Annotated in this window: 18 protein-coding genes and 2 pseudogenes; 17 read left to right on the forward strand and 3 right to left on the reverse strand. The window is 29.1% G+C overall.

Going from position 1 to position 23,257, the window contains the following annotated elements:
• Window positions 1-268: pseudogene (locus M4I33_RS16380) on the forward strand (carboxypeptidase M32); the annotation flags it as partial.
• A gap of 44 nt (window positions 269-312) precedes the next feature.
• On the opposite strand, the gene glsA reads toward M4I33_RS16380, so the two are convergent.
• Entirely contained in the window at window positions 313-1,236 is a 924-nt protein-coding gene (gene glsA, locus M4I33_RS16385; protein ID WP_257917805.1) for a glutaminase A, read from the reverse strand.
• A gap of 407 nt (window positions 1,237-1,643) precedes the next feature.
• Here glsA and M4I33_RS16390 point away from each other — a divergent pair, with 407 nt between their 5' ends.
• From M4I33_RS16390 to M4I33_RS16420, 7 genes and pseudogenes are all read left to right on the forward strand, one after another.
• Window positions 1,644-2,855 (forward strand): ammonium transporter, encoded by a 1,212-nt coding sequence (locus tag M4I33_RS16390; RefSeq protein WP_257917806.1) that lies wholly within the window; start codon window positions 1,644-1,646, stop codon window positions 2,853-2,855.
• Between the two features lie 510 nt (window positions 2,856-3,365).
• Window positions 3,366-4,994, forward strand: a complete 1,629-nt coding sequence (gadC, locus tag M4I33_RS16395; protein WP_257917807.1) for a glutamate:gamma-aminobutyrate antiporter — start codon at window positions 3,366-3,368, stop codon at window positions 4,992-4,994.
• A gap of 81 nt (window positions 4,995-5,075) precedes the next feature.
• Window positions 5,076-6,476 carry a glutamate decarboxylase gene (locus M4I33_RS16400; protein ID WP_257917808.1) on the forward strand — a complete coding sequence of 467 codons (1,401 nt, stop codon included), beginning with the start codon at window positions 5,076-5,078 and terminating at the stop codon, window positions 6,474-6,476.
• A 276-nt stretch (window positions 6,477-6,752) separates the two neighbouring features.
• Window positions 6,753-7,829 (forward strand): alanine--glyoxylate aminotransferase family protein, encoded by a 1,077-nt coding sequence (locus M4I33_RS16405; protein WP_257917809.1) that lies wholly within the window; start codon window positions 6,753-6,755, stop codon window positions 7,827-7,829.
• A gap of 20 nt (window positions 7,830-7,849) precedes the next feature.
• Window positions 7,850-8,758, forward strand: a complete 909-nt coding sequence (locus M4I33_RS16410) for a D-2-hydroxyacid dehydrogenase (RefSeq protein ID WP_257917810.1) — start codon at window positions 7,850-7,852, stop codon at window positions 8,756-8,758.
• A gap of 144 nt (window positions 8,759-8,902) precedes the next feature.
• Window positions 8,903-10,156 (forward strand): annotated as a pseudogene (locus tag M4I33_RS16415) (DUF1015 domain-containing protein).
• 114 nt (window positions 10,157-10,270) lie between these two features.
• Window positions 10,271-11,107 carry a formate/nitrite transporter family protein gene (locus M4I33_RS16420; protein WP_257917811.1) on the forward strand — a complete coding sequence of 279 codons (837 nt, stop codon included), beginning with the start codon at window positions 10,271-10,273 and terminating at the stop codon, window positions 11,105-11,107.
• 188 nt (window positions 11,108-11,295) lie between these two features.
• Here the strand turns inward: M4I33_RS16420 and M4I33_RS16425 are convergent, their stop codons facing one another.
• Window positions 11,296-11,988, reverse strand: coding sequence for a 5'-methylthioadenosine/adenosylhomocysteine nucleosidase (locus M4I33_RS16425; protein WP_194192072.1), 693 nt, complete (start codon window positions 11,986-11,988; stop codon window positions 11,296-11,298).
• 162 nt (window positions 11,989-12,150) lie between these two features.
• Here M4I33_RS16425 and M4I33_RS16430 point away from each other — a divergent pair, with 162 nt between their 5' ends.
• The 6 genes from M4I33_RS16430 (at window position 12,151) to M4I33_RS16455 (ending at window position 18,193) form a co-directional block, all read left to right on the forward strand.
• Window positions 12,151-12,912 (forward strand): tRNA threonylcarbamoyladenosine dehydratase, encoded by a 762-nt coding sequence (locus M4I33_RS16430; protein ID WP_257917812.1) that lies wholly within the window; start codon window positions 12,151-12,153, stop codon window positions 12,910-12,912.
• 229 nt (window positions 12,913-13,141) lie between these two features.
• Window positions 13,142-14,032 carry an ABC transporter ATP-binding protein gene (locus M4I33_RS16435; protein ID WP_257917813.1) on the forward strand — a complete coding sequence of 297 codons (891 nt, stop codon included), beginning with the start codon at window positions 13,142-13,144 and terminating at the stop codon, window positions 14,030-14,032.
• A complete protein-coding gene (locus tag M4I33_RS16440; RefSeq protein WP_257917814.1) occupies window positions 14,029-15,180 on the forward strand; it encodes an ABC transporter permease subunit in 1,152 nt (383 codons plus the stop codon). The genes M4I33_RS16435 and M4I33_RS16440 overlap by 4 nt, the downstream gene beginning before the upstream one ends.
• A 531-nt stretch (window positions 15,181-15,711) precedes the next feature.
• Window positions 15,712-16,644 (forward strand): GNAT family N-acetyltransferase, encoded by a 933-nt coding sequence (locus M4I33_RS16445; protein ID WP_257917815.1) that lies wholly within the window; start codon window positions 15,712-15,714, stop codon window positions 16,642-16,644.
• 16 nt (window positions 16,645-16,660) lie between these two features.
• Window positions 16,661-17,518, forward strand: coding sequence for a glucose PTS transporter transcription antiterminator GlcT (gene glcT / locus M4I33_RS16450; protein WP_194192067.1), 858 nt, complete (start codon window positions 16,661-16,663; stop codon window positions 17,516-17,518).
• Window positions 17,519-17,581: 63 nt separating this feature from the next.
• A complete protein-coding gene (locus tag M4I33_RS16455; protein WP_257917816.1) occupies window positions 17,582-18,193 on the forward strand; it encodes a class D sortase in 612 nt (203 codons plus the stop codon).
• 51 nt (window positions 18,194-18,244) lie between these two features.
• Here M4I33_RS16455 and M4I33_RS16460 read toward each other — a convergent pair whose 3' ends face one another.
• Window positions 18,245-18,736, reverse strand: coding sequence for a PTS glucose transporter subunit IIA (locus M4I33_RS16460; RefSeq protein WP_194192065.1), 492 nt, complete (start codon window positions 18,734-18,736; stop codon window positions 18,245-18,247).
• Window positions 18,737-19,145: 409 nt separating this feature from the next.
• Here M4I33_RS16460 and nagE (M4I33_RS16465) point away from each other — a divergent pair, with 409 nt between their 5' ends.
• The 3 genes from nagE (M4I33_RS16465) (at window position 19,146) to M4I33_RS16475 (ending at window position 23,015) form a co-directional block, all read left to right on the forward strand.
• Window positions 19,146-20,555: an N-acetylglucosamine-specific PTS transporter subunit IIBC gene (nagE, locus tag M4I33_RS16465; RefSeq protein WP_257917817.1), complete on the forward strand. Its 1,410-nt coding sequence runs from the start codon at window positions 19,146-19,148 to the stop codon at window positions 20,553-20,555.
• A gap of 413 nt (window positions 20,556-20,968) precedes the next feature.
• Window positions 20,969-22,390 (forward strand): N-acetylglucosamine-specific PTS transporter subunit IIBC, encoded by a 1,422-nt coding sequence (gene nagE / locus M4I33_RS16470; protein ID WP_257917818.1) that lies wholly within the window; start codon window positions 20,969-20,971, stop codon window positions 22,388-22,390.
• A gap of 118 nt (window positions 22,391-22,508) precedes the next feature.
• Window positions 22,509-23,015, forward strand: a complete 507-nt coding sequence (locus M4I33_RS16475) for a hypothetical protein (protein ID WP_257917819.1) — start codon at window positions 22,509-22,511, stop codon at window positions 23,013-23,015.
• Window positions 23,016-23,257: the final 242 nt, after the last annotated feature.

The raw sequence follows: 23,257 nt of genomic DNA on the forward strand, positions 1-23,257 counted from the left end.
ATCTTTTGGATACTTCCCAAGTTATGCGTTAGGAAACCTTTATGGAGCGCAAATGCTATACACTATGACTAAACAGTATAAAAACCTTTATAAAGATATAGAAAATGGAGAACTATTAGGTGTAAAAGAGTGGCTTAAAGATAATGTTCACAAATACGGAGCTATGTATTCACCTAGTAAAATTATAAAAATAGTAAGTGGTGAGGAATTAAATCCTAAATACTTCTTAGATTATTTAAAAGAGAAATACTTAGAAATTTACAAATAAAAAAAGGATGATGAATTTAAAAATTCATCATCCTTTTTCTTTTGTTATCTAAAGATATCTAATTCGTATTCAGTACATAAATCTTTTAAAAGTTTCATACTAGCTACACTGTTTCCAGGAACATCTAATGCAGGACTAAATAATCCTATACCGCATTTGTTAGGGACAGCAACTAATATTCCTCCACCAACTCCGCTTTTAGCAGGAACCCCTATATGAACTGAGAAAGTACCAGATTCATCATATAATCCGCAAGAAGTCATTAAAGATTTTACTATTGTAGCTACTTCTTCATCAAAAAGACGTTCATTATTCCAAGGGCAAATACCTCTGTTTGCTAAAACTGCACCCATATTAGCTAAACCTTCAGCAGTTACTAGCATTGAGCATTGTCTAAAGTAAGAATCTAAAACATCATCTACATCAAAATCAGCTATATCATTACCTTTCATATAGAATGCTAGAGATCTATTTACATCTCCAGTACGTTTTTCAGATAAGTATATATCTGTGTCTAATGTTATATTAGAATCATTCATTATTTTTTTGAAAAAGTCTAATATCCTAGCTGAACGTTCGTCTGAATCTTTACCTTTTACTAATGAGTTTGTTGCTATTGCACCTGCATTAACGAATGGGTTAGTAGGTTTTTCACCGTGTCTAATTTCCATATTCATAATTGAGTTAAAAGGAAATCCTGTAGGTTCAGTTCCAATTTTACTAAACACAAAATCTAAACCATTATCAAGAATTGCAAGTATTAATACAGGAACTTTAGAAATACTCTCTATAGCAAATCTAACATTTGAATCTCCAGCATTAAAAGCTTTATTTTCTTTTAAATCAACTATACTAACTCCTAATTGGTTAGGATCAACTTTAGCTAAAGCTGGGATGTAAGTTGCAACGTGTCCATCCTTTATAAAAGCTTTATTTTTTTCTACTAGTTTATTTAAATTTTCAACCATCTAAATCACCTCATAAAATTAAATTTATTCTTTAATTAAAGGATAGCACTTATAAAAACTCTAAACAGTTAACTTAATATGAATAATATAACAAAAAATAACAGTTTTAGACTAAAGGTTAAAGATTTAGTTAATTATATGGTAATTTAGGATATTAAATGTAAAATAAATCAATATAATTGAAAAATATGGGAAATAAATAAGGCAAATAAGAAGACTTAATAGAAATTTAAAACAAAAAAAGCGGTTTTAGAGTTATAGATACAGCAAAACAAGAAAAAACAGTTAATTAATATGGTATTAATGTAAAGTATGTAATTTAAATGTAAAAAAACATAATATACACACAAAAAAATACATATTCGATATAAAATAAAAAAGAAATTATATAGAGAGGAGTTTTTATTATGGGAGCGATAAATAGTGGTAACACAGCCTTTATGATTATATGTACCGCTATGGTATGTTTAATGACACCAGGTCTTGCTTTATTTTATGGAGGACTTGTAAGAAAGAAAAATGTATTAGTTATGATGATGCAAAGTTTTATTTCTATGGGAATTGTAACGATCATATGGATTTTTGGAGGATTTAGTTTAGCGTACGGAACAGACCACGCTGGTATTATAGGAAGCATTAGTCAGTTTTTTGGTATGAATTCAGTAGGACTTGCACCAAACCCAAGTTATGGGGCAACAATACCGTTTGTTATGTTTTTTGCTTATCAATTGATGTTTGCTATAATAACAGCACCTTTAATGACAGGGGCATTTGCAGATAGATTAAATCTAAAAGGGTATATATTAATATTGATAGCTTGGACTATTCTTATTTATATACCAGTATGTCACTGGATTTGGGGTGGAGGATTTTTAGAAAAGTTAGGATTTATAGATTTTGCTGGAGGAACAGTAATACACGTAAGTGCAGGTTTTGGTGCATTAGCCTCTGTAATTTATCTAGGAAAAAGAGCTATAAAAAAAGGTGAAAATTTAGACCCTAATAACTTAGTAATAGTTGCAATAGGTACAGGACTATTATGGTTTGGTTGGTTTGGATTTAATGCAGGTGGTTCTCTTGCAGCAGATAAAATTGCAGCAGCAGCCTTTGTAAATACTGCAATAGCAGCATCTGTTGGGATGATAGTTTGGACTATTATATCAGTAGCTATAAATAAAAAATTAAAATTTGTAGACTTATTAACTGGTGCTGTTGCAGGTCTTGCAACTATAACTCCTTGCGCTGGATATGTAGACCCTAAAGCTGCAGTTGTTATAGGTATAATTGGACCTATAGTTTGCTTTATAAGTATAGCGGCAAGAAGAAAAATGAAATTAGATGATGCGCTAGATGTTTGGGGTGTCCACGGTATGGGAGGATTAACAGGAAGTATTTTAGTTGGTATCTTCGCATCAGTAGCGGTAAACACAGTAGACGGTGGTATTCATCAAATGCTTATACAAATACTAGGAGTATTAATAGTTGCGATATACTCTTTTGTTGTAACTATGATTATATTAAAAGTTATAGATAGTATTTGTCCTATAAGAGCAACAGAAAAAGAACAATTAAGAGGTCTTGATAATACTTTACTTGGTGAAGATGCTTATTGGGAATAGAATAAAAAATTAGTTTTAAGCTTTCAAAATTCTAAATTTAGAATTTTGAAAGCTTTTTTTGTTAAATTAATTAACTAAAGGGAAAAATTAGAACAAATGTATGAAGAATGTTATCAAAATATATTTAAAACCATCAATATGTAAAGAAATTGAAGTTTTTGAAATAATAAACGCAACTTTGATATAAGAAATGTTTGTATATGGAATTAAAATACCCTTAAAATGGCTGTATTACTGGTTTTAGTAAAATTTACAAATAGAAAAAAGGTTGACAAAATAGGCCTTAGGCATTGGAAATACAGGGGTTAAAGGAGAATGGGTGCTTAAAAACAGTTAAAAAGATAGTAAAACTAAGGCTGAGTTACTCTTAGCTATCTTAGATAAGATAAATTTAATTATAGATGAAATTTGAATATTAAAGGGGCTTTATAGGAAAATATGTGGATTTACACTAAAAAATGGCATTGATATACTTGGAATATAAACAAACATTGAAAGGATTTGATAAAAATGGATAGTGGATTAAAAAACAAAAATGTGCCATTAACTCCACCAGGTGCTTCTAAAAAGAATTTGACTTTATTTGGATTCTTCGCTATGACAGCATCAATGGTTATGGCAGCATATGAATATCCAACATTTGCAACATCAGGATTTACATTAGTGTTCTATCTTTTAGCAGGTGGATTTTTATGGTTTATACCAGTTGCATTATGTGCCGCTGAAATGGCAACAGTAGATGGCTGGCAAACAGGTGGTGTATTTGCTTGGGTCGGAAATACTTTAGGAGAAAAATATGGATTTGCAGCGATAGCATTTCAATTCTTTGAAATCTCAATAGGATTTATAACAATGTTATATTTCATTTTAGGTGCATTGTCATATGTTTTAGATTTTCCAGCACTTAATACAGATCCAACTATAAAATTTATTGGTGTTTTAGTAGTATTTTGGATTTTAACTTTCACACAGTTAGCAGGAACAAAATATACAGCTAAAATAGCACAAGTCGGATTTATAATAGGTATCGTAGTTCCATCAGTAATTTTATTTGGATTAGCAATTGCATATATTGTTCAAGGTAACCCACTTAACGTTAAAATTAGTGCAGAAACATTTTTCCCAGACTTTACTAAATTAAACACAATGGTAGTATTCGTATCATTTATACTAGCTTATATGGGAGTTGAAGCTTCAGCAACTCACGCTAATGAAATGAAAAATCCTAAAAGGGATTACCCATTAGCTATGATTATATTAGTTGTTTGTGCAATAGTTTTAGACACAATCGGTGGTCTTTCAGTAGCAGCAGTAATACCAAAAGAACAATTAAACTTAAGTTCAGGAGTTATACAAACATTCCAAGCTTTAGTAGCTCACTTTACACCAAATGGTGATTGGATAGTTAAAATAATTGCATTATTAATAGCTGTCGGAGTTAGTGCAGAAGTTAGTGCTTGGGTTGTAGGACCTTCAAGAGGTATGTACGTTGCAGCTCAAAAAGGTATATTACCTGCAGTATTTAAAAAAGTAAATAAACATGACGTACCTACACCATTAATTATGGTACAAGGTGTAATAGTAACAATTTGGGCAGCACTTCTAACTTTCGGAGGTGGAGGAAACAACGTTTCATTCTTAACTGCTATGTCACTTACAGTTGTTGTTTACTTAATTACTTATTTCTTATTCTTTATTGCATACTTTAAATTAGTATTAAAAGAAAAAGATTTAAAAAGAGCTTATCAAATACCAGGCGGTACAGTAGTAAAAATGATAATCTCAATAATTGGTTTTGTAATGTCAATATTCGCATTTGTAATTTCTTTCGTACCACCAGCTTCTTTAAGCGGTTCAAGTGCAAAAGAATATGAAGCAATATTAATAGTTGGATTTATCGTAGTATTAATAATACCATTTGCAATTTATGCAGTTCACGATAAATCAGCTCATAAAAAAGTAAAAGAACCAGAAGTTATGACAAGTGACGAAGTAAATAAATTTGTTCCTCCGATTGCAAGAGGACAACACAGAATTATGCCAGAACCTGAAGATTACATGAATCAAGATGATAGCATAAATCATGAAAATAATGTTAGCGTAAATAAATCAAACACAGATAATAAAAATAGCAATTAGATAATTTGTTTACCTATAAGAGAGATTTTAAATTAATCTTTTAGATGAATATTAAATATATTAATTTAGGGAGGTTTTACTATGTTATTTAGTAAAGAAAATAGAGAATTAAAAGACACTTATAGGACACCTATTTTTGGTACATTAGAAGAAGATATTGATTTACCAAAATATAAGATGCCAAAAGGATCATTAGAACCAAGAGTATCATACAGATTAGTTAAAGACGAATTAATGGATGAGGGTAATGCTAGACTTAACTTAGCAACATTTTGCCAAACTTATATGGAGCCAGAAGCTACTAAGTTAATGTCAGAAACATTAGAAAAAAATGCTATAGATAAATCAGAGTATCCTCAAACAACTGAAATAGAAAATAGATGCGTAAATATAATAGCTGATTTATGGCACGCACCAGAAGATAAAAAATTTATGGGAACTTCAACAGTTGGATCATCAGAAGCATGTATGCTTGGTGGTATGGCTATGAAATTCAGATGGAGAAATAGAGCAGAAAAATTAGGAATAGACGTTAAAGCTAAAAAACCAAACCTTGTAATATCTTCAGGATATCAAGTTTGCTGGGAAAAATTCTGTGTGTATTGGGACATAGAAATGAGAACAGTACCAATGGAAAAAGATATGAGATATTTAGATGCAAGTAAGGTATTAGATTATGTTGATGAATACACAATCGGTATAGTTGGAATACTTGGTATCACATATACAGGAAGATATGATGATATAAAAGCGTTAGACAAAGTAATTGGAGAATACAACAAAACTGCAAAATTAAGCGTTCCAATTCACGTTGATGCAGCTTCAGGTGGATTATATGCACCATTTGTTACTCCAGACTTAGTTTGGGATTTTAAGTTAGAAAACGTAGTATCAATAAGTACTTCAGGACATAAATATGGTTTAGTATATCCAGGTATAGGTTGGGTTCTTTGGAAAGATGAAGAATACTTACCTAAAGAATTAATCTTTGAAGTAAGCTACTTAGGAGGAAAAATGCCAACTATGGCAATTAACTTCTCAAGAAGTGCAAGCCAAATTATAGGTCAATACTATAACTTCGTAAGATTTGGATTTGACGGATATAAAAAGATACATGAAAAAACTAGAGAAGTAGCTATGTTCTTATCTAAAGAACTTGAAAAAACAGGATTATTTGAAATTTATAATGACGGTTCAAACTTACCAATCGTATGTTATAAATTAAAAGATGATGCAAATGTTGATTGGACATTATATGATCTATCAGACAGATTATTAATGAAAGGATGGCAAGTACCAGCTTATCCTCTACCAGCTAACTTACAAGAAACAATAATCCAACGTTTCGTATGTCGTGCAGACCTTGGACATAATATGGCAGAACAATTGGTTATTGATTTAAACACTGCTATAAAAGATTTAAATGAAGCACGTATTTTAAAAGCTGACCCAAGAAAAGAATCTTATGGATTCACTCATTAAAATAAAAGTTTTCCTTTCAATCAATGAAAAGAAAAGTCTCTATTAATATAGAGGCTTTTCTTTTTTTATAAATGATATTAAAAAGAATATAAGTAAAAGTATTATGGTTTATCTATATTTTCTTTAAGATAATAAGCTTTGTCCGTAAAATAGAAACATTTTTTCAAGTGGTGTGTATATAATTAAAGTAGATATAAAAATATTTGTAAAAAAAGTAATATAGTAGTAAAATCAATTTTAACAATTAATAAGCGTAAAAATTTGGGAGGGGTTTAAATGCACAAAAAGTTATTTATACCAGGGCCTGTAGAAGTAAGGCCTGATGTGCTTCAAAAGATGGCAGAGCCTATGATAGGGCACAGGAGCAAAGATGCTTCTATAATTCAAAGAAGAATAAGTGATAATTTAAGAAAGATATTTTTTACAGATAGTGAAATATTACTTTCAACAACTTCAGGTAGCGGTTTGATGGAAGGGGCAGTTAGATCGTGTACTTTAAAAAAGGCAGCTATTTTTTCAGTAGGTGCTTTTGGAAAAAGATTTTATGAAATGGCAATATCTAATAATGTAAAAGCTGATTTATTTGAATTTGAAATGGGTCAAGCTGTAGATGTTGAAAAAGTGGATAGCGTATTAAAAACTGGTGAGTATGATTTAATTACTATAACTCACAACGAAACTTCTACAGGGATTATGAATCCTATAGAAGAGATAGGCGAAGTCGTTAAAAAGTATAAAGATGTGGTATTTGTAGTTGATGCTGTAAGTTCAGCTGTTGGAACTAAAATAGAAGTAGATAAATGCAATATAGATATATTAATAACATCTACTCAAAAGGCTATAGGACTTCCTCCAGGGCTTTCAATTTGCACATTCTCAAATAAGGCAAAAGAAAGAGCTGAAAAGGTACCAAATAGGGGATATTACCTAGATTTATTAACTCTATATAAATACATCCAAAAGAAGGATTATCAATATCCGTCAACACCATCTTTATCACATATGTTCGCTCTAGATTATCAGCTTGATTATATTTTAAATAAAGAAGGTCTTCAAAACAGATTTGATAGGCATATAGCTATGGCTGAATACGTAAGAGGATGGGGAAGAAAGTACTTTGAATTATTTGCAGACGAAAACAATTTATCAAATACTCTTACAACTATTAAAAATACTAGAGGGATAAGCGTAGCAGAACTTAATAAAGAACTTGGAAATAGGGGATATACTATATCAAATGGATATGGCTCTTTAAAAGAGAAGACTTTTAGAATAGCTCATATGGCAGATTGTAGTATGGATGATTTAAAAGATTTATTAGGGAATATAGAAGATATTTTAAAGTTAAAATAATAAATAAGGGGGCAAAGTGTTTGTATAGAGTTTTGACAAATGACGGTTTACAAAAAGGGGCTATAGAAGAATTAGAAAACTTAGGCTTTGAAGTAGTAAATACTCATTATGATATGGATGTTTTAGGAGAAAAACTTAAAGAGTTTGATGCTATAGTAATAAGAAGTGCAACAAAACTTAAAAGAGATATCTTAGAAGAAGGTTCTAAAGGAAAATTAAAACTTGCAATAAGGGCAGGGGTTGGAATAGATAATATAGATGTTTTAAGTGCAAAAGAGTTTGGAGTTGAAGTTAAAAATACTCCAAACGCAAGTTCAGATTCAGTAGCTGAACTTGCAATAGCACATATGCTTTCAGTAGCTAGATTCTTAGGTGTTTCTAATGCCACTATGAGAAACGGAGAGTGGAATAAAAAGTCTTACCAAGGAACAGAGATTTCAGGTAAAACCTTAGGGATATTAGGTATGGGAAGGATAGGTAGAAGCCTAGGTAAAAAGGCAACTGCACTAGGTATGAAAGTTATTTACTATACTATAGAAGGGAAACATGAAGATTTAAATTATGAATTTTTAAGCTTAGAAGATGTACTTAAAAAATCTGATTTTATTTCAATACATGTTCCGTATGATAAAGAAAAGGGACCTTTAATAGGTGAAAAAGAATTTGTTTTAATGAAAGAAGGAGTTTATTTAATAAACTGTGCTAGAGGAAAAGTAGTTTGTGAAGATTCACTTTTAAAAGCTTTAGATTCAGGGAAGGTATCAGGAGCTGGGATTGATGTTTTTGAAGAAGAACCGCACCCTAAGGAAGCTTTAGTAAATCATCCAAGAGTTAGTGTAAGTCCTCATATAGGCGCATCTACTAGGGAAGCTCAAGACAGAATAGGAGAAGAGGTTGTAGAAGTAATTAAAGCTTATTTTCATATTTAATATATTAATTAGGGCTATTTAAAATTTAGGTAGCCCTAATTATTTAATTAATTCTTATTTATAATAAAAGGGTTTTAATAAATTTTGTTTAAATTAATTAGTAAGAATTAATTAGATAAAATAATTTTAAAGAGAGGTAAAATTATGGCAAAGGTAAAAGGGTTTAGAGCAATAAGACCAAAAAAAGAATTAGCATCTAAAATAGCCGCACTACCTTATGATGTTATGGATAGTGAAGAGGCAAGGGAAGTTTGTAAAGATAATGAATATTCTTTTTTGCATGTAGATAAGGCTGAAGTAGATTTAGATAAAAGTATAGATATACACGATAAGAGAGTATACGAAAAGGCTAGAGATAATTTAAATTCTATGATCTATAGAGGTGAATTTATAGAAGATGAAGAGGAATGTTTATATATTTACAGGCAGGTTATGGATGGAAGAAGCCAAACAGGGTTAGTATTTTGTGCGTCTATTGATGATTATTTAAATAATAATATTAAAAAACATGAGTTTACTAGGGCGGATAAAGAAGAGGATAGAGTAAATCATGTAGATTATTGTGATGCAAATACAGGGCCAATATTTCTAACTTATAGATATAATAAGTATTTAACTGAAATAGTAGATGCCTATACTAAAAAGGAATTTGAGTATGATTTTATATCTGATGATGGAATAAGACATACTGTTTGGGTTATAAATGAAGAAAATGTAGTTAAGGTTATGAAAGATTTATTTTTATAAGTAGATAGCCTCTATATAGCAGATGGACATCATAGAAGTGCATCAGCTGCAAGGGTTTCAGAGATGAGAAGAAAAGAAAATACAAACTACACAGGTGAAGAGGAATTTAACTACTTTTTAGCTGTAGCTTTTCCAGACAACGAGCTTCACGTTATGGATTATAACAGGGTTTGTAAGGATTTAAACGGATATAGTAAAGAAGAATTTATAAATAAGATAAAGGGTTGTTTCTATGTTGAAAAAGCAGAAGGAGATGAACTTAAAAACGGTTTTAAACCTAAAAAAAGGCATACTTTTGGAATGAATTTAGAGGGCGAGTGGTATCACTTAATAGCTAAAGAAGGTTCTTTCGACGAGTTTGATCCTATAGAAAGACTTGATGTTTCAATACTCCAAGAAAATATTTTAAAACCAGTCTTAGGGATAGAGGATGTAAGAACTTCAAACAGAATTGATTTTATAGGTGGAATAAGAGGAATAAAGGAGCTAAATAGAAGGGTAAACAAAGATATGAAAGTAGCTTTTTCTATGTTCCCGACAGATATACACGACATTATGTCAGTTTCAGATATAGGAGAAGTTATGCCTCCTAAATCAACTTGGTTTGAACCAAAGCTTAGAAGCGGATTATTCATTCATAAGTTAAGGTGACTTAAATTTAAAAAATATGTTAATAATATGAATTTTTTGATATAATGGTAAAGGCTTTGCTTAGAGTTTAAGCAAAGCCTTTTAAAATATAATAAGGGCGGGGAAAATAATAAAATGGTATCAGAAGAAATCAAAAGCATTAACAAAAGTGCAAGAGAAAAAGCTTATTTAGCTCAAACTAAACCTTTAAAGTATCTAGTGAAAGGTATTATGGCAGGATTTTATTTAAGTGTTGCAGTTATTTTATCATACACTTTAGCAGCTATGACAAACGATATTTCTCCAGTTTTAGCTAAGATGTTTCCGGCATTTACTTTTTCGTTAGCGTTAGTTCTTATATGTTTACTTGGAGCAGATCTTTTTACTGGAAACTGCTTAACTATGGGGATAGCGTATTATGATAAAAAAGAAAATATAGGTTCAGTTATTAAGGTTTTAACTTTAAGTTATTTAGGAAACCTTATAGGGTGTGTAATTATAGGATTTATTTTTATTAAGAGTGGTTCAGGAAGCAATATCTTCCCAAGCTATTTACCTAAGTTAGTTGAAGCTAAAACTAGTATGGATATAAGTAGCTTAGTATTAAAAGGGATTATGTGTAACTTTGTAGTATGTATAGCTACATATGCAAATGTTAAATTAAAATCAGAATCAGCAAAGATGATAGCTATGTTTTGGCTTATAGCTGCATTTGTAATTGCAGGGTTTGAGCATAGTATAGCTAATATGGGAGTTTTCGCTATAAGCTTCTTTACAATTGGAAGTCTTCCTTTTGGAGAAGTGTTAAATAATATGGTTTGGGTTACTTTAGGAAACATAATAGGTGGTGGAATTTTATATGCACTTCCTCTTTATTACATGAATAAAGTAAGTCCAAAAAAGGATAGCGAAGGAAACATAATAGATTTAAAAGAGATAACTAAAGAAGAAGACAGAGAATTAGTTATTTAAATAAGTTTACATTTAATATACAAAAACTAAAAATTTTATCTATCTTAATATGATAAAATATTTTTATACAATAAATATTTAGGCTAACTAAAATAGTTTATATGTATATACCTTTAATTTTTAATATTAATGTTTACGCAAAACAGGACTATATCAATTAGTTGATATAGTCCTGTTTTGCGTAAAGCTTACATTTTTTCAATCATAGCTTTTAAAATTCTAGTTGAATTTTTAACTCCAATTGGTGTGAATTTTTCAAAATCCATATGAGCTCCATTATTTGCATTATCTGAAATAGATCTTATAACTACAAATGGAATTCCGTTAAGGTGAGCTACGTGTGCGATACTAGCTCCTTCCATTTCACAAGCTAAAGCACCGAATTCATTTTCAAGCCAATGAATTTTATCTATATCAGCAACGAATTGGTCTCCTGAAACTATTCTTCCGTGGAAAGTATTAAATCCTTCTATTCCATCACAAGCTTCTTTTGCAACTTTAAATAAGCTTTCGTCTGATTTAAAATCAAATATATCAAGTCTTGGGATTTGACCGTGCTTATCTCCAAAAGCAGTTGTATCCATATCGTGTTGAACTAAGTTTTCAGCTATAACTACATCACCAGGGTAGATATCTTTACCGATTCCGCCAGCAACTCCAACGTTTATTACAGCATTTACATTATATTCTGATATAAGGATTTGAGTACAGATTGCAGCGTTAACTTTACCTATTCCACAAACTACAGCAACTACATCCTTATTCCAAAGCTTACCTTTATAAAAAGTCATATTTGCTTTTATTTTTTTATCTTCTACTTTCATATCTTGTAGAAGTATTTCTAATTCTTCGCTCATAGCGCCAATGATTCCGATAACCATAATTATTTCCTCCAAATTAAATAAAATCTAACTTCTATTATAGGTATTAAAGATTATTAAGTAAACCCTTGTGCATACTAGAAAGATAAAATAAAATATAAGTTATATATTAATAAATATAGTTAAATATATAACTATAGGAGAAAAGGAGAGTTTAGATATATGTCAGCACAACACTCACTATCAAGAACTGAATTATTAATTGGAAGAGATGGTTTAGATAAATTAAAGAATGCTAAAGTTATAGTGTTTGGAGTAGGTGGAGTTGGAAGTTTTACTGTTGAAGCTTTAACTAGAGCTGGAGTAGGTAATATTACTTTAGTAGATGATGATACAGTTTGCTTAACTAACCTTAACAGACAAATTCACGCAAATTATAATACTATAAGCAAAGTTAAAGTAGATGTTATGAAAGAGAGAATTCTTTCTATAAACCACAAATGTAACGTAGAAACTCATCAAAAATTTGTAACTAAAGATAATTTAGAAGAGTTTAATTTAAAAGATTATGATTATGTAGTAGATGCTATAGATACTGTAAGTGCAAAAATAGCCCTTGCAGAATATTGCTATAAAAATGAAATAAATATAATAAGTTCAATGGGAACTGGAAATAAGTTTGACCCTACTATGTTTAAGGTATCAGATATTCACAAAACAAAAGTTTGTCCTTTAGCAAAAGTTATGCGAAGCGAACTTAAAAAAAGAGGAATTAAAAAATTAAAGGTTGTTTATTCAGAAGAATTACCAACTAAACCTAAAAGTGAAGATGTAGTCACTTGCAAAACAGGTTGTGTTTGCACTGGAGGAACTAAAAAATGTGCATCTAAAAGACAAATACCTGGAAGTATTTCATTTGTACCACCAGTTGCAGGAATGATAATAGGTGGAGAAGTTATTAAGGATATAATAGGAATAAAATAATTAAAAGGCTGCTGAAAATGCAGTCTTTATTTACTAGAGTGGCGAGAGCCACTTTTTTTTTATGTAAAAAATAAGAAGTGAAATTATTAAAAGATGCAATATTAAAGGTGAATCTCAAACAAAACATCTAAATTGTAAGAGGGATTGCGTGAAATTTGACTGTAAAATTATGTAAATAGTATTATATATTAAAAAGCCTAGATTTATAAAGAAGTTAAGAGGTGAAAAGTTGTTAGAAGTTAAAAATATTTCTAAAAGATTTAATGATATAAAGGTCTTGGAAAATATATCCTTTACTATAAAAAATGGAGAAATTGTTGGCTTAATAGGACCAAATGGTTCAGGGAAGTCTACGTTAATGAAATGTATTTTGAAGTTATTAAAAATAGATGAGGGCGAAATAACATTAAATAGAGAAAGGATAGAAGATTATGATGAACAATATTTTTCTTTAATTTCTGGATTAATAGAAACAGCGGATTTATACGAAAACCTAAATGGAAGGGACCATATAGATTTTATTAAAAATTATAATAGCGGTATTGTTTCAATAGATGATATTGATGGATTTATAAATTTTAATGATAATATTTTAAAGAAAAAAGTTGGGAAGTATTCTTTTGGAATGAGACAAAAACTGTATTTAGCAATGTGTTTTATGAAATTTAAAGAAGGATTGATCCTTGACGAACCAACAAATGGAATAGATCAAGAAAGCATAAAAAAATTTAATAACATATTGTCTTTAGTGAAAAGAAATGGTGGGTTCGCTTTAATTTCATCTCATAATTTTGAAGATATTGAAGGTGTGTGTGATAGATTCATATTTTTAAAAGAAGGAAGAATTGTAGAGGTTTTATCAAAAGAAGATATATCTAATGAAAAATATTTTATTACTACAAAGTTTAAAGATGAAATTATAGAATACTTATATAAAAAAGAGTATGTTATAAAAGTTGAGAAAATAGTAGATGGAGTAATAATTAGTATTTATGATAATGAGCTTATGAAATTAGCTAATGATATTACAAGTTCAAAAATATTAATAGATGGAATTTCTCAAATTAAGAATAATATTAAAAGCAATTATTCTGAAATTTATAAGGAGGAATTACTATGATTCATTTGATAGAATTTGAAGTGAAAAAGTTATTTAAAAGCAAGATATTTATAAGTATTTTACTTTTTATAATTTTGGCATCTATATTTTTTACTTTACAATCATTAAATTTTAACAAGGATGATTACTATAAAACACAATTAGATAATGCTAAACAGAATTTAATACTATCAAATGAAAGGATAGAAAAACTTCAAAAAGAATTAGAAGTAAACCCGAAAGATGAACAATTAAAAGAGGATTTATTTAATGAAAGAGAAGAAAATAAATATCAAAGTGAATTTATAAGAGAGTTAAATTCAAAGGATGATAAATTAATTATGAAAGCTTATATTAAAGAAAAATCTAAATTTATAGAGTTACTAGACGATGGAGAAGAAAAGAATAATTTATATTATACAATAGAAAAATATAAGTATGCCTTGGAAAACAACATAGACTATTCAATATTGCGTGAGTTTGAGCCTAATGGAATAAATTCAATATTAATGAGTTTAAGAAGTATAGGGTTTATCTTACCATTAATTTTTATAATCATTGCATCTATTATTTCAACAAGTGAATTTGAAAATAAAACTAATAAGTTGTTATTTCTTTTACCTATAAAAAGTAAAAATATATATCTATCAAAGGTATTAGTATCTATATTTGCATGTTTAATTATTATGATTATTTTTATTACTATACCTTTTATTATTACATCAATAAAGTTTGGGGTTGGAGAGTTAAGGGCACCTATAGGATTATTTAATAAAGAAGTTATTGATAGTCTAAGTAAATATGTAAATTTTGAAGGGATTTCAATTATTATATTAAAGACGATGATATATATATTATCTAGCATAATAACAATTTCATTTTTAGTAATAGGGTTTTCAACCATATTTAAAAATAAAACTAGTTCGATTGTTATATTTATATTATTATTTAGCTTTTTAAAGTATTTTAATATTGAAAATGCTCTTATAAATAAATTAAATTATCCTAAGTATCTAGATTATGTTTTAGTAGTGACAGGGCAAAGTTTACTTATAAGCGAAAGTGGACTTTACTTAATTCACGGTGTTCTGTTAGGGGGTATTATTATAGTTATATCATCTATAATAGGCATTAATGAATTAAATAAATTTAGAAATATTAAAAGATAATTATTTAATATAGAGTTAGAAGAGTTATTAAATAAGTATTTCAAAAAAATAGAAGGAAATAATAATTAGAAAAAAGTGCAAATCTAAGATTAGATCTGCATTTTTTTATTTATAGAAAATTATAAAAATTTGTAAAAAATTATATTATGAAAACAATCATTTATGTTAAGTAATATGAATAGAATGTTAGTAAAATAGATTGGATTTATATGTCTGTGGATAACTATATTAATTTATTACATAAAAAATTATAAAAAGTTTCCAAATAGTATAAAAGTCAGCAAATCTAAATAAATATCTACAAATTACACTATACAAGATATGGTGTATCTAAAAAAGTTATTCACAACATGTTGATAAATCTGTGTATAACTTGGACAAACCCCATAAATGCAGAATTTGAAAAAAATAGACGAAAAAATAAAAAATATAAATTTTAATATAATAAGGTTAACTTAAATAGTTAGATAGTAAATAAGAAATATATATTATATAATAATGATATAAGAATTATATAGTGGGAGATGTAATATGTCACAAAGCAGTAAAATATCTATATCATTAAACACTGGAAGTATTACAGAGTATCTGATAAGAGATAAAAACAATATAAACATAGGAAGATTTGAAATAATTGACCTAGATAAAGAGAACAGAAAATGTGATATAAAACTTAAGTTCTATAGAGATGATAATTACAATTTAATAAAAGAGACTTTAGAGAATTTACTAAGGGCAACTTTTAAAGACAAAGATATGTATAAAGTAAATGTAATGGTTGGTGACGGAATAAAAACATCGCCTTTTTTAGACTTAGGTTTTATTTTAGAAGGAATTATTTCAGATAATCTTATTATAAATGGTACTTCTAGGGATGAATTAGTTTTTGGTATCAATAGAGAAGATTATAATTATAAAAATTGCGAGCCTATCTTAAAATTAGAAGGAAAAAGAATTTATCTAAGAAATTTAACTCCAAATGATTCAGAAGAGATGTTAGATTATTATAAAAGGAATAAAGATCATTTAGAAAAATTTGAACCTGTTAGAGATAGTGAGTTTTATACTTTAGATATACAAAGAAGTATATTAAATGAAAGTTATAAGCAATTTTTAAATGGGTCATCTGTAGATTTTGCAATCATAAAAGATACTAAGATAATAGGAAAGATAAGAGTTTCAAATATAGTTTATGGAGTATTTAAAAATGGGATTATAGGATATTCTATAGACAAAGATTTTGAAGGCAATGGATATATGAGAGAAGCTCTTCTTTTAGCTATAAAATACTCCTTTGAAGATTTAGGACTTCATAGAGTTGAAGCTTCAGCTTTATTAGATAATGATAGATCTAATGGACTATTAAAAAGGTGTGGGTTTACTGAACTTGGAACAAACGAAAAATATTTATTTATAAATGGAGTATGGCAAGATCACAAGACATATTATAAATTAAAGGAATAGTTTTAGGTGGTGTGTTATGGAAAATATACTAAAGGGTGATATGACTTTAACTAAAGTATTCAATAATAATATAGTTTTAGTTAAGTCAGGTGGAAAAGAGAAAATATTATTTGCAAAGGGAATAGGTTTTGGTAAGAAGTTTGGAAATATAATTAAAAAGGGAACAGAAGTAGATAAAATATTCATAATAGAAGATGAAAACAACATTGAAAACTTCCAAAAGATGATGGGAAGAGTTGATGATGAATTTCTTGGTATTTGTGAAGAATTAATTTTTGATATTTCAGAGTCTTTAGGTGAGGAACTTAGTGAAAATATACACATAGGACTTATAGACCACTTATCATTTGCAGTTAAGAGATTAGAAAACAATGAAGAAATACAAAATCCATTTATAGTAGAAATAGAAACTCTATACCCTAGAGAATATGAATTAGCTAGAAATGCAGCTAAGAGATTAAGTGAAAAAATAGGGGTAGATATACCAGATGGAGAGATTGGATTTATAACTCTTCACATACATTCAGCTAGAAATAACGGTAAACTTTCAAATACTATAAAATATAGTTACTTAAGTAATACTATTGTAGAGTATGTTGAAGATGCGTTAAATATAGAGATAAGCAGAAAATCTTTAGATTATGCAAGATTTTTAACACATATAAGGTTTGCAATAGAGAGAATTATGACTAAGAGTCCTATAGAAAATGATTTGATAAGCGTAATAAGAATAAGATATAAAAAATCTTATAAAATAGCAATTAAAATAGGAAAAATTTTAGAAGAGGAATTAGATACTAAAATAGTAGAAGATGAAATAGCTTATTTAGCTATGCATATTGAAAGATTTAGAGTGTCTGTTGAACCTAAGTAATTATAAGGGTGTTAGACTTTTTAAGTTTAGCATCCTCTTTTAAATATGATTGGAGATAGAGGTTTGAAAAAGTTAAATATAAAAAGAATTTTAGGAGTTATCCTTATATTATTTGGTATTTCTTTTATTGCATATCCTTTTATAGAAATAAAGCTAGATAATAATAAAATAAAAGATAATATAGAAGTGTGGGATTCTAAAAAAACAGAAGTCCTTAAAAATATGGATAACATAAAAATAGAAGATAAAGATATAGATAAAAAACCTAAAACTATAAAGGTTGACGGAAAAGAGATATATGGAAAAATAATAGTTGAAAAAACAGGGGAGGAAATTCCTCTTTTAATAGGTGCAACTGAAGAAAATTTAAAAGATGGTGCAAATATATATGATAATGGTATTTTACCTGGAGAAAACGGAACTGTAATTATATTAGGGCACAGGGAAACTACCTTTGGATTTTTAGAAAATATAAAAGAAAATGATAAAATAGAGATTGAAACTTTAGGCAGAACTTATACTTACAAGGTAAATAAGACATTTATAACTAAGCCTGATGATAAAAAGATTCTAGAAAACAAAAAAGGAAAGAATTTAACTTTAGTAACATGCTATCCATTTAAATATGTAGGGCCTGCACCTGAAAGATTCATAGTAAATTTAACTGAGGTATAAATTAAAATATTAAAAAGGGATGCTAAAAAAGCATCCCTTTAATTTTAAAAATTAAACTGTGTATTCAACTACTGTAGTTTCTCCAGCTACTGCATCTATTCCAGTTTTAGGAGTTATAGATTTAGTGCTATCAACGTTAGTTATAAGAACTGGAGTAGCTAATGAAAGACCTTTTCCTTCTATAAAAGCTCTATCAATTTTAATGATAGGAGTTCCAGCTTTAACTTTTGTTCCTTGCTCTGCTAATTGTTCGAAACCTTCACCGTTTAATGATACAGTTTCTATTCCTATATGAACTAATAATTCTATACCGTTATCTAAAGTCATTGCAAAAGCATGCTTAGTTTTGAAAACTAATGATAATTCTCCATCACAAGGTGCTACTATTGTATCTCCTGTAGCTAATATTCCTACTCCATCTCCTGCCATTTTTTGAGCGAATACAGGATCTGGTACTTCTGATAAATCTATTACCTTTCCGCTTACTGGTGCTACTAATTTAGGTGTTTCTTCTTTTTTATTCTTTTTAAATAATCCAAACATAATTTTCAAGTCCTTTCTTTAATACATATGAGATATATAAGTTATTATTTTATATCCTTAGTATATCACAAATCCAAATTTTTAATAAAAAAGGCATAAGTCTTCTGTAAAAAGAAGAACTTATGCCTAATATTACTCAGTTACATTGTTCGATATTTATTATAATATAGCATAAAAACGTTGTCAATTAACAAATGATAAATAAAATTAAAAATATTTTTCTAAAATATGAATAATTATCATTGCAAAGGTATATATTTATGGTATAATAAGGTAAAACAATAAAATTAAAACAGCGTGTAACCAAAACGGGCATTAGCTGAAAAGAGATAAGTAGAAAAATTCTGCTATTTCTTTTCAGCTTTTTTATATTTATTTTATATTTAATTAACAAATGGAGGGATTTATTATGGCAAAGGGAAATGGAATCTTAGGTTCATTACAGAAACTAGGGAAAGCACTTATGACACCAGTTGCATGCTTGCCGGCAGCAGCGTTACTTATGAGACTTGGAGCAGAGGATGTATTAAACATTCCTTGGATGAATGCAGCAGGAAATGCTATATTTGATAATTTAGCTATAATTTTTGCTGTAGGAATAGCTATAGGACTTGCAAAAGAAAATAATGGTGTTGCAGGACTTGCAGCAGTTATTGGTTATTTAACTCTTACTAAAGTTTCAGTAACTTTTGATAAAAGCATTAATATGGGAGTCTTAGGAGGAATATTAGTTGGTATTATTGCAGGGCTTTTGTATAACAAGTTTAGGGATATTCAATTACCACAGTTCTTGGGCTTCTTTGGAGGTAAACGTTTTGTACCGATAATTACCTCATTTGCTTGTTTACTTTTAGGAGTTGCAGCAGGGTATATTTGGCCTCAAATTCAAGGTGCTATAGATGGATTTGGGAATCAAATGGCGGCAGCTGGAGTAGTTGGAGCATTTACATTTGGAGTTTTAAATAGACTTCTTATACCGTTTGGATTACACCATGTATTAAATACAATATTCTGGTTCCAATTTGGATCATTTACAAAGCCAGATGGAACTGTAGTTACAGGAGATATTAATAGATTCTTTGCAGGAGATGCTACAGCAGGTTTATATACAACAGGATTTTACTTTATAATGATGTTTGCACTTCCAGCTGCATGTTTTGCAATGATTTTAGCTGCTAAAAAAGAAAAGAGAAAAGCAGTTACAGGAATGCTTGCAGGAATTGCATTTACAGCATTTTTAACTGGTATTACTGAACCTATAGAATTTACATTTATGTTCTTAGCACCTGTGCTTTATGTATTCCATGCAATAATGACAGGTATAGCACTCGCAGTAGCTCATATATTTGGAATGAAGATGGCCTTTGGATTCTCAGCGGGACTTATAGATTATCTATTAAGTTTTGGAATTTCAGCAAAACCATTCTTAATAGTTGGAATAGGATTAATTTTTGCAGCTATTTACTTTGCAGTGTTCTATTTTGCAATAAAGAAATTTAATTTACAAACTCCAGGAAGAGAAGAAGATGGAGAAATATTAGAAGATGCAGGACAACTTGGAAAGGGATCAAAAAAATCAGATATAGATGAAAAATCAAAAGATATTTTAGAGGCATTAGGAGGCGCTAGTAATATAGAAAGTATAGATGCTTGCGTTACTAGAATAAGATTAACAGTTAAAGATATGTCAAAAGTAAATGAAGCTTCTCTTAAAAGATTAGGAGCAAGTGGAATTATGAAACTTGATTCAAATAACTTACAAGTAGTAGTAGGAACTTTAGCAGATCCTATAGTATCTCATATAAAAAGAATGATTTAAAATACCCCCCTAAAAATTGAATAAAAGATAATTAAAAAGAGTATTGCTGTGCCGGGCAATGCTCTTTTTTTTGCGTATAGCTAATTTTAAAAAAGGTTATTAAATAGCGTCTCAAAGCCACTTTTTTATATACATAAAACTACAAAAATATAGCTTGTTATAAGGGTTTAGTAAATAAAAATAAAAAAATCCAAAAAAATATATATGAAACCGTTGACAAGTATTTGCAAATGTATTAGAATTTAGACATAAACTTAATCGAGAAATTAATAGGCGTGTAACCGAATAAATAATTTGGGCATTAGCTGGAAAGAATAGATTTGAGACGCACTCAATCTGCATTCTTTTCAGCTTTTTTGTGTTTTCTCGAAATAGGAATTATTTTTAAAATTTAAAAAATGGAGGGATTTAACATGGCAAAAGGAAACGGAAAAATTCTTGGCGCATTACAAAAGTTAGGTAAGTCACTTATGACTCCGATAGCTTGTTTACCAGCGGCAGCGCTTCTTTTAAGATTAGGAGCACCAGATGTTTTAAACTGGCCTTGGATGAATGCAGCAGGGGCAGCTATCTTTGATAACTTACCAATATTATTTGCATTAGGTATTGCAGTTGGACTTGCAAAAGAAAATAACGGTGTTGCAGGGCTTGCAGCTGTAGTAGGGTATTTTACACTTACTAAAGTTTCAGTAACTTTCGATAAAACTATCAATATGGGAGTTTTAGGCGGTATTATAGTAGGTATAATAGCAGGGCTATTATATAATAAATTTAGAGATATTCAATTACCACAATTCTTAGGATTCTTTGGTGGTAAGAGATTTGTTCCTATAGCAACTTCAGTTTGTTGTTTAGCTTTAGGTGTTTTAGCAGGATATGTGTGGCCTTCAATCCAAGGAGGAATAGATGGATTTGGTAACCAAATGGCATCAGCTGGTGTTATCGGTGCATTTATATTCGGGGTATTAAATAGATTATTAATACCATTTGGATTACACCACGTATTAAATACAATATTCTGGTTCCAATTCGGTACATTTACTAAACCTGATGGAACAGTAGTTACAGGAGATATCAACAGATTCTTCGCAGGAGACCCTACTGCAGGTTTATATACTACAGGGTTCTACTTTATAATGATGTTTGCATTACCAGCAGCTTGTATAGCTATGATTTTAGCAGCTAAAAAAGAAAAGAGAAAAGCAGTTACAGGAATGTTATTAAGTATAGCATTTACAGCATTCTTAACTGGTATTACAGAACCAATAGAATTCACATTTATGTTTATAGCACCAGTACTTTATGTATTCCACGCTATAATGACAGGTCTAGCACTTGCGATAGCACAGGTTCTCGGGCTTAAGATGGCCTTTGGATTCTCCGCAGGTCTTTTAGATTACGCACTAAGCTTTAATATAGCAACTAAACCTTTAGTAATAGCTTTAGTTGGATTAATATTTGCAGCAATATACTTTGTAGTATTCTATTTTGCAATAAAGAAATTTAACATCCAAACTCCAGGAAGAGAAGAGGATGGAGAAATATTAGAAGATGAAGGTCAAATTTACGGTGAAAACGAACCTAAAAAAGCTTCATCAATAGATGAAAAAGCAGCAGGAATTTTAGAAGCCTTAGGAGGCGCAAGTAACATAGTAAACTTAGATGCTTGTGTTACTAGATTAAGATTAACTGTAAATGATATGTCAAAAATAGACGAAAAAGCTCTTAAGAGATTAGGGGCAAGTGGAGTAATGAAATTAGACGCTAAAAACTTACAAGTAGTAGTAGGAACTTTAGCAGACCCAATAGCTTCACACATGCAAAAAATGATTTAATAAGTTAAATAGTACAACCAAACATATAAAGTCTTAAATTTGTATAATTAAGATTATAGAGCTACCGTTTACGGTAGCTCTATTTATTTCTATAATAGTATTTAAGGAGATGATTTTAATGAAAGAAGTAAGTGAAACAGAATTTAATGAAATATCTAAAGTCAAAATAGTAAATATATTAGATGGATTTGATAATTACTCTAGTGGAATAATAGAAACTTCTGATTTTGAAACTTTAAATAATATACTAAAGGATTGTTACTTTAAAAGTGAGGATGCGATTATTGATTATTATGGAAACACTATTTCAGAAGAGTCATTTAAAAATGTTATGAATAATTTAAATCAAAAAGAGAAATTACTATTAAAGGATATAAAAAATAGATTTGATAATAATATAATTTACTTTAAAAATTTTTCTTTAGAAGAACTAGAATTAGTAAATAAGTTATCTATAAACGGAATTTTATTTTCAACCTATAGCTTTATATCTGATGAAGTTGTTATTTGGAGTAACTACAATAAAAAATTCCCGATATTTTTTAAAGATAATAAAACAATAGAAAAGTATAAGAAAATTTGCGCTACTTATAATGTAGGAATAGAAAATTTACTTCTAAGATAATTTTGCTACACCTTACCTAGCGTGTCAGTATTAGGAATAGCTAGATAATTTGAGTTAATTTAAGTATTATTAAAATAAAGTTAAATTAAGGTGTAGTTTGAGTCGAAGAGTGTCGATTATGAGAGTATAATAGTCTTTGTCGCTTGGTTGCGACGGAGATTAAATGATCTTTGAAAATTGAACAGATTTATATAATACAAAACCAGCAATTCTTTTTACGAATTTAAGTTTTAAGAGTACAG

The organism is Clostridium sp. LY3-2 (assembly GCF_024705715.1).
GTDB lineage: Bacteria > Bacillota > Clostridia > Clostridiales > Clostridiaceae > Clostridium.